At 38.0% G+C, this 14,545-nt stretch carries 12 protein-coding genes; 1 reads left to right on the top strand and 11 read right to left on the bottom strand.

Annotated features, from left to right (window positions below):
• Positions 1–41: 41 nt before the first annotated feature.
• The 11 genes from ACH11B_RS10420 to ACH11B_RS10370 all read right to left on the bottom strand — a co-directional run bounded on the left by ACH11B_RS10420 (position 42) and on the right by ACH11B_RS10370 (position 13,592).
• Positions 42–1,256, bottom strand: a complete 1,215-nt coding sequence (locus tag ACH11B_RS10420) for a glycosyltransferase family 4 protein (RefSeq protein ID WP_377613499.1) — start codon at positions 1,254–1,256, stop codon at positions 42–44.
• Between the two features lie 27 nt (positions 1,257–1,283).
• Complete coding sequence (locus ACH11B_RS10415) at positions 1,284–2,426, bottom strand: glycosyltransferase (RefSeq protein WP_377613500.1); 1,143 nt, start codon at positions 2,424–2,426, stop codon at positions 1,284–1,286.
• Positions 2,427–2,481: 55 nt separating this feature from the next.
• Positions 2,482–3,537 carry a glycosyltransferase family 4 protein gene (locus ACH11B_RS10410; protein WP_377613501.1) on the bottom strand — a complete coding sequence of 352 codons (1,056 nt, stop codon included), beginning with the start codon at positions 3,535–3,537 and terminating at the stop codon, positions 2,482–2,484.
• Between the two features lie 20 nt (positions 3,538–3,557).
• Positions 3,558–4,502 (bottom strand): glycosyl hydrolase, encoded by a 945-nt coding sequence (locus ACH11B_RS10405; RefSeq protein WP_377613502.1) that lies wholly within the window; start codon positions 4,500–4,502, stop codon positions 3,558–3,560.
• Positions 4,503–4,578: 76 nt separating this feature from the next.
• A complete protein-coding gene (locus ACH11B_RS10400; RefSeq protein WP_377613503.1) occupies positions 4,579–5,796 on the bottom strand; it encodes a hypothetical protein in 1,218 nt (405 codons plus the stop codon).
• A 190-nt stretch (positions 5,797–5,986) separates the two neighbouring features.
• Positions 5,987–8,314 (bottom strand): GumC family protein, encoded by a 2,328-nt coding sequence (locus ACH11B_RS10395; RefSeq protein WP_377613504.1) that lies wholly within the window; start codon positions 8,312–8,314, stop codon positions 5,987–5,989.
• Between the two features lie 45 nt (positions 8,315–8,359).
• Positions 8,360–9,163 (bottom strand): polysaccharide biosynthesis/export family protein, encoded by an 804-nt coding sequence (locus tag ACH11B_RS10390; protein WP_377613505.1) that lies wholly within the window; start codon positions 9,161–9,163, stop codon positions 8,360–8,362.
• A gap of 30 nt (positions 9,164–9,193) precedes the next feature.
• Positions 9,194–10,333, bottom strand: a complete 1,140-nt coding sequence (locus tag ACH11B_RS10385) for a TDP-N-acetylfucosamine:lipid II N-acetylfucosaminyltransferase (protein ID WP_377613506.1) — start codon at positions 10,331–10,333, stop codon at positions 9,194–9,196.
• Between the two features lie 96 nt (positions 10,334–10,429).
• The gene (locus ACH11B_RS10380) at positions 10,430–11,509 is read right to left on the bottom strand and encodes a DegT/DnrJ/EryC1/StrS family aminotransferase (RefSeq protein ID WP_377613507.1); all 1,080 of its coding nucleotides are present in this window, start codon (positions 11,507–11,509) and stop codon (positions 10,430–10,432) included.
• 41 nt (positions 11,510–11,550) lie between these two features.
• Positions 11,551–12,462, bottom strand: coding sequence for a glycosyltransferase family 2 protein (locus tag ACH11B_RS10375; RefSeq protein WP_377613508.1), 912 nt, complete (start codon positions 12,460–12,462; stop codon positions 11,551–11,553).
• A 374-nt stretch (positions 12,463–12,836) separates the two neighbouring features.
• Complete coding sequence (locus ACH11B_RS10370; protein ID WP_377613509.1) at positions 12,837–13,592, bottom strand: GNAT family N-acetyltransferase; 756 nt, start codon at positions 13,590–13,592, stop codon at positions 12,837–12,839.
• Positions 13,593–13,991: 399 nt separating this feature from the next.
• Between ACH11B_RS10370 and ACH11B_RS10365 the strand changes: the two genes are divergently transcribed.
• Complete coding sequence (locus ACH11B_RS10365; protein ID WP_377613510.1) at positions 13,992–14,504, top strand: UpxY family transcription antiterminator; 513 nt, start codon at positions 13,992–13,994, stop codon at positions 14,502–14,504.
• Positions 14,505–14,545: the final 41 nt, after the last annotated feature.

Below are 14,545 nucleotides of genomic sequence, written 5' to 3'. Positions count from 1 at the left end.
AACACAACTAACAAATAAACAATCAGTTTGATCACTGCCCTTTAACGGCTAACGATATGTTGGCCGTTTTTTGCTTTATCTACTAACAAATCAGTATAAATTGCGAAATACGATTCTACATTATGCTTGTTATCGAATTTGGCGGCGTAAATTCTGCAAGACTCCTTTTTAACCGTCAACAGCTCAGGATTTAACAAGATCTTTGCAAGCAAGTTCACCAAATTATCTTTTTCCGGCTTAAAAAGCCAAGTACACTTCTCATTATGAATTTCTGTAAGCCCTCCACTAGCGGCCATACATACCGGCACCCCATATGCTAGCGATTCTACTGCTACGCGGCCAAATGGCTCATGCCATTGAGAAGGTACAATTGTCATATCAACACTATTATAGAACGTCTCAGGTCTCGTTTTTCCCAAAAACTTGTGCTTCACATCTTTCAATTCTTCTTCCATTTGATCGATATAGGCTTGCTCCCCTACACCCGCCACCATAAAGCTGAACTTACCAGGACATCTATTTTGCAGCTCCCTAATTTGGCGCACCAAATAACTAAACCCCTTATCTTCAGCGATTCTACCAATGTAACCAAGGGTAAGTTGAAACCTTGATTTATCACTTATTTCAGTTGGCATTTCCACGGCATTGTAAACAACTTGCTTTTGGCGGGCTGATAAAGTCTTCAGGAAAGCGTTGTGTTTGTTTAAGATAAAATTAGACACACCGACATACATATCAGGACAATTTACCTGCATTTTTTTTATCCTCTGCGTAACTTTGCATTCAGCACAGATCTCATCACAGTTCTTACTATTATTAAACATATTTGTCTTATGACACAATAGATAATAATCTCGCATGGTATGCACCAAAGGAATCTTCAAATTCTTAATCGTTGACCAAATCACTGGAGAAAAACCCATAATATTATTAGTGTGAACTACGTCAGGTTTAATTTGACGTAATATCGACTTTATTTGCCAATGATAAAATGGGTTAAAAGCATCAAGTAGTAGCCAAACCATCTTTATAAGCTTCACATGCTTTTTGGGCTCATATGGCGAAAAAACATTTCTATGCTTAACTCTAATTACAGTCACTCCGTTTATCCGTTCAGCTTTATTTTGTTCTCCGATGCTTATGACGTAAACACTGTTGCCTTTCTCAACAAGTCCTTCCGCCAGTAATTTAACTGAAATCTCAGCACCGCCAACAAAGCGTGGATAATAGAAGCTATTGAATATAACGATCTTCACAGTCTTTTTGTTGATTTTTGAGACCCCTTATTTACTCAAATAGTTGTTTGCTGCGAAACTTCTGTATTTACTAATTACGTAGTCTCTGATTCGCTGAACAAATTTAGCTTCATCAAACCCTTCCGCATGAGCGCGAATAAAATAAGGATCAAAAACATATTTATCAAAATTAGTAACCGCTTCACATATAGCCTCGGCACTTTGCTCGTTGAAAAAGACGGCTGTTCCTTTAGCGTTCGAACCATTTACAGCAATCATCGTATCCAGAACACCTCCTTTGCCGTAAGCAATCACCGGTCTCCCCGAAGCATTCGCTTCAAGGGGAGTAATGCCGTAGTCTTCCAGTTGCGGAAAAATCAGGGCCTTACATTTCGCATAAACATCAGCCAGCTCAACGGAACTTAAACCACTCAAAAAACTTACATTTTTTGGTGCGATAGCTTGCAATTCCTCTTTACGCGATCCCTTGCCAACCACAATTAACTTCTTATCTGGCATTCTTCTGAAAGCTTCTATTACCAAGTCAACCTTTTTATAGGGTTCAAATCTAGATACCACTAAAAAATAGTCGCTAACATTAGCTGCAACATAAAAATTTTTGCATTTCACAGAGGGGCTAATGATTGTAATTTCCCGCTGTGGCTCGTATGCTTGGACAATCCGCGGCAACACTTCACTCGAATTTGTAAGAAACCACGTAGTTCGCTGAGCAGAGCGTCTTTCCACACGTTTCAATTGGTCAATAACGAATTGATATGCTATTTTCTTTATACCTTTTGCGTTAGCCACACTTTCATATGATTCCGGTCGCCAAACTAATCGAAAGGGCGTGTGGCAATAGGTGATTACTAACGCATTTGGATTTGTTTTTACATATTTAGCACAGTGTGTAGCAGACTGCAAGATAACATCATATGAAGTTAGATCAAGCCGTTGCATTGAAATCAGCCCGAAAGGAAAAAACAACTTTTTCATCATCTCTTCTTTTTTGATGTACTTTCCAAACCAGCTGGTCCGTATATCTGCATTCCTAAATTCATCATAGCTTGCATCCGGATCGTAACTAAGGGTGTATATGGGGGCAGAGGGAAACGCATGATGGAAACTCAAAGCAACCTGCTCCGCTCCTCCACGTCTTACGATATCGTCTTGTACAATAGCAATGTTCATGGCTTTTAAACTTCATTAGTGATAAAACACCTTTTTCGAACGAAAAAGGTGTAGATTAAAGATGATCTATTACCTGCAACAGCTTATCTGTTGAGTTATTCCACGTAAAATCACGACTTCTCTTTAAATTCTGCAAACGCATGTCCGCTTTCTTTTCTTTATCCAACTTTAAAAAACTTCTAATAGATTCTCGTGCAGCGTCTAAGGAATTTGATCGGAAGTAGAGCGCACCGCCTCCCGCGATCTCCTTAAAAACTTCGATATCCGAAAGGATGAGTAAACAACCACTTGCCATTGCCTCCACTAGTGGCAGGCCAAACCCTTCATACAGCGATGGATTAATGAGTGCCTTCGCGTTTCGATACAGTAAGGATAATTCTGTATCATCACATTTTTCTTTAAACTCTACATTAGGCAATTGCTGCAGCTCTACCTTATTAAAAGATTTAGTCTTCCCTCCCACAACAATCAATCGTTCCTTTTGAAATTCTTCATCTGCGAAAAGTTTTAGCAACAATTGAAGGTTCTTCCTTGGATCTTGTGAACCTACAAATAGAAAAAAATCATCTTGCAAAGTTTCTCTTGACTGGAGGCCATCAATCATAAATCTTTCCGATGGCGCGTTGTAGATAACCGAAATATCCAAATTCGGTTTCCGAAGCCTTTGTTGAATTTCCCGTTTGGAAAACTCACTAACGGTTATTACCTTATATGCACGGTTAACCAATCGAGGCACCATGAAATTATAATACATACTAAAAGATCGTGTGAACCAAGTTGGATTGACAGCAAAAGACATGTCGTGTACACATATGATCTGTCTTTTACTAAACAACGTCCCGATATTGCATAGACTTACGATTACATGATTTTGTTCCTTTTTGAGGTATCTTGGTAATTCAATTTGCTCCCAGAGGATAGCGTTTTTAAATGACCCGAATTGAAGAATGCGTTCGTGAGGCAATTCGACTTTTTTCAAGTCGATTGCTGGCGGAACTAAAATTTTAACATCTTTACGGGCTTGTATTAACCTTTTTGTAATCTCTAAAGCATACCGTTGCACACCCGTCAAGCGCTGGGATAAAAATTTTCCGTTAATATAAATAATCATGTTGCTGTCTTTTACGACTGTTATTTTGACTTATTCCTTTTAATAAACTGTTGATAGGTATAAAAGGCTGGCTTTTTATAGTACTGCAAATCTTTTTCGAAAATAAGACCATAATGTGCTTCGTGTGGCAATTTCGATTGCAGGGCAGACTCGTCAAAAAGCTCATAAAAAAAGAATCCTTTAACAATACCTTGTTGCAGAATTTTAGACAAACTGTTCTCTAGATAGCTGTTTTGCCTTTCAACACTTTTGGTTAAGGTTCCCTTATATATATTAAATTCCGTAATCCAAATTTCTTTGTCATACTCTGCTATTAGTTTAGGCAGAAAATTACCGTACGGTTTTACCACATTCGTTATATCGCCCATGTTATCGTACCAGTGATATCCAATAATATCATAGTTCACCCCATAACTCTTTAGCAGCTCTAAATAGTACCAATGTGTCCAAGCAAGCGATAGGCTTACACGTATGGTTGGCTTAACAGATTTCATACCATCTATAAAAGCAGCCAAATTCCACATCAGATTTCTACTTTTTGCGAGGTCATAATGACCAGCTTTGGTTCCATCCGTTGTTCCTTTCTTTTTAAGCAGACCAATTTCCAGCTCGTTACCTACCTCAACCACATCTAATAGATGATAGTACCTTTTACAAAAAACTTTACCTTCATTGAACAACATGTCGTAGACCGCTATTGAATCAGTATCGCTGCGATTAAATTTGGGAAAGACAACGGGCAGGATTGAGACGCCAGACTCACGCAACGCATTAACAAATTTTCTAAATTTCACTTCATGACGAATTACTCCTTTTGGATCAAGCGGTACATCCATTCGATAAGACTTGATTCCTAGTTCTTTTAGAAACAATACTTGCCTATCCCATGTTGTTTGTTTATATGCCTCCTGTGTTAGCGGATGCCCATTAATACCCCAAACAAATTGTTTAGACGTTTGCGCCATAACACAATTACACACGCACAGGTTAACGAACCATATCATAAAAGAATAAAAATACATGGTTGCTTAAATTTGGGTTTTAGAGCTTACTAGTGTTTGATTGCTCATTCAGAAATTTAAATTTGTCCATTACAAAAGACAGAGCAAGATAAATCCACAGCGAGGGATAGGCAAATTCTGGCACCGAGGCCATCATGATAAGGAATAAAATAATCAATCCTGCATAATATGCAAATGCTAAATCTCTGCTTGTCGCTTTAAGCGATCGATTATAAAAGAAAAAACCCGAGAATGTCAGGACCCCAATCCACCCATTATTTACCAAAAGAGTTGTAATGAAGTCTGTTGAACGAATATAGCCGAAACCAATACCAAAAGCTCTGCTCCACGTTGAGAGTTGTAACCAGAAGCCGAAATGGTTTTCAATTTTCCCACTTCTACTTCGGCCCGAGCCACTATCGAGCTTATTTCCAAAAACGGAATCGTAGATTGAACTGGCCTTTTCCTGAATAGCGTCTATTTGTAAAGCAGCCAACACAAGCAACACTGCCAACAAAACATAAATAATTTGCTTATATCTCTTCTTATATAAAAACCAAGCAAAGTGAAACAATACCATAGCGCCGTAGGCAGTCGTTGAGAAAGTCAACATTAGGCAGAAGAATAAGAGACTCTGATCGAATTTGCGCTTAAGACCATAACTTAATGCCCAAAAAGGAAAAACACTAAAGGCGAACATTGATGGTTCTCCCGTTAAACTTTTCATTCGTATAAGGCGCAGACCTGGTATCGGTGCCGTTTGTATTAACGACGCGGAGTTCTCTCCGAATTGCCTATTAGTGATAAAATCTCCTTTCATCCCTGTGGCGAAATAGAAAAAAACCTCATATAACCCATATAGGCAAAACACTCGCAAGCCCCAGTAGATGTATTTAATCACAGAATCATCAGCGAAGTATTTCACTGCTAAATATACGATGTAAGCGATTATGAGATAAAGTGCCTGTGTCAAGTGTGACCCTCGATAAAAATCATCTAGGTACTGTCCGGAATTAACTAGCAGTAGGCCTGCGTTCAGTGGCACGTGATTAAGCAGGTTTAAGAACTGCGAGATTACACTGAAGAGAGCGAAAACTATCAAAAAAACAAAGAGTTCTTTTATAAACAACCATTTATTTGCCCCCGCTGGAAGTGCAATTATCAAAGCAAACATTCCAGTCACCAGAATCGTGATGATAGTAGTTCCTTGCACTGCGGGAAGAAGCACAAATGACGTTATCGGAAAAAACAGCATCATAAAATTAACCCAATTCCTAAAAAAAGGAATTACGTCTAGGTGATCATTTTGCAAAGCTGAACAATTTTCGACTGATATATTATGTGGTTTCACTTTTTGATATTATATATTAGACGATCTTTTCAAAGTAATTTTTCTTTTCGTCTTAGCATGGATTCGTTTAGCCTACAACAAGATAAAATTTTGACTATTAGCTTCTAAACAGATTGAACCAGTTACTTTTACCCGATGCCTCTTGCTCATATCCATACCCATATCCATAAACGAAATAACCAGTTCCTTTTAAATCAATATCATTTACTACCAAATGCATTTCCCCAAGCTTATTTTTCCGCTTTAAATCGTTGATAAACTCAAATTGCTCTTTTTTAGTATAATTATGTCTGCACACATAGATCGTCATCTCAACATATTGTTGGATGATAAAAGCGTCGGATACTAAGCCGACGGGTGGGGAATCTACAATGATGTAATCAAATTGCTTTTTCAACTCTTCAAATAATGGCGCTACCCGCTCATGAAGTAAAATTTCCGCAGGATTATCAATTCTGTATCCGGCAGAAAGTAAAAAGCAATTCGCATTGGAACCACAAGATACAATGACATCTTCCGCTTTAGCTTGTCCGTTGACAACTTCTGCAAAGCCAGGTATTTGTTCACTAAGCCCCATCATAGAAGCCAACTTTGGTTTACGCAAATCCAATTCAATGAACAATACTTTCTTTCCAGTCATGGATAATGCATTTCCTAAATTGAGCGACATAAACGTTTTACCTTCTCCATTAATACTTGATGTGACCATCACTATCTTTGAGGCTTTGGCCTGTAAGGCATAGTAGAGATTCGTTCTTAAGCTTCTAAACCCTTCGGAAACTATTGTATTTGGTAAGCCGCTACCTATTGCCAATTTTTCTGTGCTTGGGTTATGTCCAATTTTACCAATGATTTCCACATCCGTATATTTTTCGATGTCGGATTCCGACTTCAGCTTAGTTCGCAAAAACTCCTTGCCGTTAATAAGACCAAATGGTAAAATAACCCCCATAATAGCGGCCATCATATAAATAATGCTTGGTATGGGCTTTACTGGTCCGTTCGTACTTTTTGCTTCATCCACTATTTTAGCAGACTGAGCGTTAGATGATTTGGCAATAGTTGCCTCCTCTCTTTTTTGCAGTAAATAAACATACAGCTGTTGCTTCAATTCTTGCTGTCTACTAAAATTAACGAAAGCCCTTTCTCTAGCCGGCACTTTACTGATTTGACTATTAAAGCCGCTGTTTTGTCGACCTAATTCAGCAGTGGTTAATTTAAGCTCCTTTCTATAAGCACTTATATTCTGCAATAAATTGCCTCGCTCGGAAGCAATTTGATCTTTTAAATTTTTCAAAACAGGATTTGAATCCGTGTAAGAAAGCTTCTTTTTTTCATAGTCTTGGATCAATGTATTATATTGGTTTAAAGATGCCGCAAATGATGCATTCTGAATTACCGTTGAACTGGGAATCCGTTGATTCTGCGGATTTCTCACATAACCTTCCAGCTCACTCATTACCTTTAGTTGAGCCTCTTGTTCTTTCAGACGGTTATAATATTCGTTGGCATTTCCGATTAACATTTTTGACTGCTCTGATAAGTCCGTTATCCGATTGCTACTTCGAAAGGTCTCCAATTGCGCTTCCACGTCGTTCAGTTCAGAAGCAACCAAAGCGAGACGATCATCGATAAAAACAAGCAAACTATCCGCAATTCGGATTTTTTCATTACTATTATCAATTAAGTAACGTTCCATCAGTTTTTGCAAAATCAACTCCCCTCGTTTCGGATGCGGATAAAACAACTGTAGATTCACTGTAGTTGCCTGTTTATCACTCAATTCAGCCACATAGCTTGCCAGTATACTGCTTACAGCAGCATTTTCAGACACAACATTAACAAGTAATTTCTTACCTACCGATAGTTTCTGAGCAACCGGCTGCAGATGCAGGTCATACTGTTTCGTTGACACCGGTTCACCAATCGCAAGCACCTTATCCAATCCTTCGTCTTCATTCTGTACCCTAATTTTGCTTTTTTCCAAAATTTCTACTTGGAAGGTGCGTTCTTTAATAGAGTCGGTTTTCGGATTAATAATTGATACATCAAGTGGTGATTGATCAAATAACTCGACAAATCTCAATCCCGATTTTTCGCCAACCTTAATGTTTAACTTCAATTCTTTGACTACTTCTTTCACAAGCTTTCTCGAAGTGAGTACATCCAACTCGTTTAACACATTTTCACTAGGTTTAAGCAAAGCTGAAAGTCCATTGTCGTTTGCAAATGAGGTAACGGCCTTGCTCTCAGTCATATTTTTTTGATCTTTCAGCATCAGCACGCTAGACACCATATATTGCGGCGTAGCATACTTAAGATAGAGAAATGCCAGGCCAACGAAGATTGCAACGCTTAACACGAATGCCTTCCAATAGCTCAGCATATGCACGATAAACGATTTCATTCCTTTGTCTTTTTCCATAACGCAAAGCGCTTTAATGTTTTATAATTATGAATCTTCAAATATTTAACGAAAAATCGCTATACCAAGAGAAACCAGTGAAATGAACACACTGATGTAACGAGCTGACCCCGTGTCCGCATTGATTAACCTAGTTCGTGTGGGTTCAACATACAAGACATCATTTTGTCGAAGATAAAAATAAGGCGAGTTAAAAATTTCTTTCGAAGTTAAATCCATGGTAACGGCAACCGCCTTACCAGTCTCATCTCGCCTGATCAACATGACATTATTTCGCTTTCCATATACCGTTAAATCTCCTGCTACGGCTACCGCATCCAATACAGAAGTTCGTTGGTTGGGGATAATAAATGTACCTGGTCTGGTCACTTCTCCAATTACCGACATTCTAAAGTTAGCAAAGCGCATACTTACCGTTGCTCCCTTATAAAACTCTTCTGCTTTAGCTGCGACTTTATTTCTAGCCTCGGTTAATGTCAAGCCAGCAACTTCAATTCTTCCCAGTACTGGAATATCGATGGTCCCATCATTAGCTACCATATATCCTGTAATCATTTGATTATAGCCGCTTGTACTTATATTCCGAGCGATCCCTGGAGTCACGTTATTCCCGTTATTGATAGCTTCAGATGCCTCAAGGTCAACTGTATTAACTCGAATGTTTAATACGTCGTCCGACTGGATCTTTACTTCTTCAAATTTGGTCAAATTGAACTCTGCCCCTGATTTAACCTGCGGCATATCTTGAAAGTACCGCAGCTTCTTCGTGTTTCCACAGGAGGATAGACTTAAAAGAGCGACCAAGAGATAGAAGCTAAACCTAAACTTCTTATTGCATGTTGTTTTCATATTATTTTTCATTTTTGATAGGTAGAAAGATTAAACGATTTGGTTGTAAATAGATGTGTCTTTACTGAAGAGATTTAAATACATATGATCTATTTTTGCCTTTGAAAGAAATTGCACAGCAGTGTCAGAGTTTTGCCGAAAATTAACGGCTTTCAGAATCACTTCAAGACTGTCAATTTGGTTAATATCATAAACTTGCAATCCTAATGAACGTAAATAGGGGTACATGAAGTTATCCGTATTCATAAAGACAAGTTTGCCCATTATAAATGCCATCCATATATTCCCCATTCCGATAGGACGGATCGAGTTACTTATAAATATGTCATACCGGTCAAAAAAATCGATGTAGTCCGAAAAACTCATAAACTTGTCGAGATAAGCAATGCGCCTATCAGTATAGCGGGTTTCGATTTCACGCTTGAGGAGCGTTGTATACTTTGCATTGCCATAACTTACAGGTATAAGTATCTCTTTTAAATGTGCATGTTTTATTTTCTGTAAAGCATCAAGGTGGTTATTGGCTGCTACGCCAGAGTTTCCGAGAACACATTTCATTTCATTCACCTTTTTTTTAGCCTGGCATCCCCTTTCAACAAACTTGGCGCGCAAAACCTCTACATCATATTCAAACATATAGGCGAAGTTTTCATGCTTTGCCTTAAGCCCTTTAATGTGCTTAATAGCATACTTATATTCAGGTTCAATCCATGTCAGAACATAATCTATTTTACTATAAGTTTTAGCCATACCGGCCCTGCGGATTACGTTTTTGGGGTTCCAATAGCCAAAATTGAAAGCGAAGCGTTGGTTATTAACTTTTCGCACTAGATCTTTCGTTAGTTTCTCATATAATGGAAAGTCTACAAGGTCCGAAGTATATAGATCCTTTCCCCAAATCATCCAATTCAATTCGTTAAATTCATTTTGAAGAATCCAATCATGCATTTCGCTGGTTAAACAGTGGATAAAAACTTTTTTGTATTTCCTGGTATCGCCGATCAACAGCTTATCACAGAACCGCCCGTATATTAAGTCCGAACGCCTAATAAATTTCAAGGGGCCGCAATCCCTTACAACAAAAAGATTATTTTCTAATAATCCAAGAGCCTCCAGCTTCTCAACAAACGGGTCAAAAAATTTCTCATCATCTATTAAATGTAAATTCATGGTACTAAAAATGAAGACGACTGATAGAACACCTCAAATGCAACGGTTCTTGATAGTATTGAACATATCCGACAATTCTTTTTCAATATTGCTTTGTTAATTATTCTGAACACGTAAAAGGATTCGGCACACAAAGTCAACTTCCTCAAACGATAGATTATTATAAAGGGGCAAACATAAAACCCGTTTAGCCATCTCTTGTGAAACTGGAACGCTCGTTGCGTTAACATAGGGTAAAGTATGTAGAGAGGGGTAAAAATACCTACGAGGATATATTCGATTATTTTTGAGTTCATGTAGACTTTTCACTAAATCTTCCTCAGAATTAAAAATTATAGGATAATATGCATAATTAAAAATCCCATCCACGTTCACTTTAATTTTTTTTCCATTGAATGATTGTAGTCGTTCTTCATAATAATCATAAAGTTCTTTTCTGTATAGACTGATTGATTCGATATAAGGGAGATTGGCCAGTCCCATGGCAGCATGAAATTCTGAATTCTTTCCATTGATACCCAATTCACTGATCTCATCTACATTGCTGAAGCCGAAATTTCGCATATAAGCAATTTTTTTGAGTAATTCGGGCGTAGAAGTGAATACAGCGCCCCCTTCGATCGTATGAAATACTTTAGTAGCATGTAAACTTAACGTGCTAACATCACCATAACTAAATATTGACTTGCCTTTATAAAGAGTACCAAAACAATGAGCTGCATCATAAATGACCTTAAGGTTATGCTTTTCCGCTATTGCTTGTATTTTCTCTATCTCGCAAGGGTTTCCATACACATGCGTTGCTAAAATGGCTGATGTTTCAGAAGTAATGGCTTCCTCGATTTTATTAGGATCTATATTTAAGGTATTAGGATCTATATCAACAAATACCGGACGGCATCCTTCCCAAACAAGTGCACTTGTTGTTGCGACGAAAGAAAAGGGGGTGGTTATCACATCCCCTCGTAAATTAAGAGCCTTAATCGCTATTTGCAATGCAATTGTACCATTGTTAACCAAAATCATATGCTTTACATCTAAAAGCTCCTTCAATCGAAGTTCTAGATGGTTAACCAAAGGCCCGTTGTTTGTTAGCCACTGCCTACTCCAGATATCCTTGATATAGGCAAGATATTCCTCCATTGGCGGCATAAAAGGTTTGGTAACTTGAATCATATGTTATTTTTATAATGCGTATAGTTATTGACAACGATTCGTTAATAAGTGTCAACTTTATTTCTGAAAATTAGTTTCTTGGTGTAATACTTTGCTCGCTGCAGCAATTGTAACGGATCGGTAGTTTCCAATCCAAGTTCTTTCATCACGGTATGAACGTCCAGTATCGACGCACCCTTTCTATTAAGCATCATCTCATACAAGCTTCGTGCATAAATTCGCCTTAGATCACTATCCCAAATACCATATTCATTGAGATGCGCCGCAATCCGAATCCGGAGTTCAACATAATTATTAATAATTCGCTCCCTTCCGTTCTTATCTTTCGGTCGGGAAACAGAATTTGATTCCTCGTAAACGCGAGCACTTAATTTAGTATCATAACAAGCTCTAGCACCTGCTTTTAACAATCGAAATAGCAGATCGTATTCTTGAGATGAATCCAGTGCCTCATTCCATCCACTCACTGCAACCACTGCACTGCGCCTATACAAGTTAGCACTTGTAATCCCTGCTTGAGATCGCAGTATTGCATGCCAGATGTTCATCTGCGGATTCATAATAAAATCCTCTTCTTGAGCAGCGTTAAGATAAATTCGTGTAAAAGATCCTATCACGATATCAGCGGAATCACTAGCTAAATCTAACTGTCTTTGCCATTTTCCTGGGAGCATCTCATCATCCGCATCAAGGAACTGGATCCATGTTCCTTTTGAAGCCCGTACTCCGTTATTTCTAGCGTAACAGGCCCCTTTTTTACCTTCAAACAGTGATTTCACCTTATAGGGATATCGATGCACGTAGTGATCAATCACAGCCTGCGTATCGTCTTCTGAATTATTATTAACTAAGATAAGTTCCCATCCGTCATAACCTTGTTTCAACACGCTTTCTACAGCACGGGATAAGAAGCTTTCACTGTTATAACAAGGAATTATTACGCTGACCATCATAAATAAATTAATGACATTATTCTAATTAAGTGCTGGATTTTCTGTAAGGATAACTGGTCAAATCTGAAAAAAGATAAAGCTTCGCCATTCCACTTACAGTAGTTTTTCTCTATAAAAAGCTGTAGTCATAAAAATTATCAGCCTCAATAACATTGCAAAGATTATTAAATCGATAGTAAAAAATGCATTATCAAGCGATTATGATAACAAATAGCGCACATCAACGAAATATTGTAGATAGTTTCACATATTAGCACGAAATAGCACAACAGTTGTAGATTGTTAATTAGGCTAAGCATGCCAAGAGGATTCCAACGTTAACTACTGTACAACCGCCAGTTGAATACCCAATACTCACCATATACAGCCTTATGCTAGACGAGTTCAAGAAAATTCACTGGTTTACTCATCAGCAGTGCTTTGTCTACCAAACTGAAATTTAGGGCGGTTTGGCTAATATAACCAACTGAAGAAATGTGGAGTTGTTGTATGACCTGACCTAATAGGTCCAATTTATCAAGAACTAATGCATTTCTTATAATAAGCGTTTTTTCGGCTAACAAAGTCCCAAGGTAGAAGTCTTCATAAGATAGTTGCTTAAAACCAAAATCATCCGAGATAATCCGCAATGACAAGGATGGGGTGCTTCCGCTAGCATGTGTTTTCACAATAGACGGTGTAAGATCATACCAATAAGTACAATCAACCAATTCCATACCGATACTTAGATACCAGCTCAAGGCTTGGCTGTTCTTTTCAAAGACCTGTAACTGGAACAAATAATTGCCCGTAGGCAATGTTTGTTGAATATCTGCAAGCCCGCTGGCTAAGAGTCTCGTACCTATTCCACTTCCACGCAGCCTGTTATCTACAACAATATGTTTGAGAAAAATGACTCCTTCAATAAATTGGAAGCAAGCAAAGCCAGATAACTCTCCGGAATTCACATCATATGCATAATAAGTAGCATATAACGGATGTTCTAAAACTGAGTTAAAAAATTTCTTATAGCCCTCGTCTCTGTGTACAAAAAAACGAGCGACATTTGGATCATAGGCTGTCTTTAAAGAATCACAGATAGCATCAACCAAGCTCCCGTCTGTTTTTTTTAAGCGACGAACGTCATACATAATCAATAAGTTTAAAAGCGAATAACGTCAAAATCGGCTCCATCTCCCCCATAAAATGCAATAATACGTTGCTTTGATAAAAAAAGAAACAGAAAGATTAATATGTGGAAAAAGCGTATAAATTTGGATACATCAGTCACGTTTTTACTCTCATAAAAAGTAAAAAACGTTAATAATCAGCGGTTAATTCACAGCCGCACATTTTACGGCGCACACTTTTAGTGTAAAGTACACACATAACCATAAAATATGCTACAAATCGTTAGCGCGCAACAAAAAAAGCGTCCAACACCCTAAATTTGACTGATTTTAAAGTTTATCATAACATCTCTTACTGAAACGTGTCACATACGATCAAAAACGGAGCGGTTCTATTTTTATATAAAAGGCCAAAAGAAAATGAACAGAAACGAAAAACAGTGGATAGCACTTTACACACGGCATAAATGGGAAAAGAAAGTCCATCAGCTTTTGCTACATCAGGGTATCGAGTCGTATTGTCCACTAGTAAAAACTAAAAAGCAATGGGCTGACAGAAAGAAAATAGTCGAATTTCCCCTTTTCTCATCTTATGTATTTGCGAAGGTAGACACACTGGAACAATATCGGATACAACAAACAGCTGGTGTAGTAAGTATTGTATACCATTGTGGAAGGCCCGCCTATATAACTGCCAATGAGATAAATCGTATCCAAGATTTGCTGATAGCGGAGGATCGTGAGCTCGAAGTTGTTCCTTTTGACCAAGTTGGTATAGGCGACAAAATCAAAGTAAGAGAAGGTATCTTATCCGATTGGCAAGGAGAAGTCATTACAGTTAAGGGAAAATCGGTGGTCATGGTTTTGGAGCAATTTAACTGTGCACTCATTGCAAAAGTGAACGTTTCTCAGCAGAACTTGTTACTAGCCTAACGTGTACAAAAAACAGTATTTATTTATAACTCTTAATCGAA

Origin of the sequence: Olivibacter sp. EAT-5 (genome assembly GCF_044784325.1) — a bacterium.
GTDB classification, from domain to species: domain Bacteria; phylum Bacteroidota; class Bacteroidia; order Sphingobacteriales; family Sphingobacteriaceae; genus Olivibacter; species Olivibacter oleidegradans.
The sequence above is the reverse complement of the archived record's forward strand: the minus strand, read 5'-3'. Positions and strand labels throughout refer to the sequence as shown.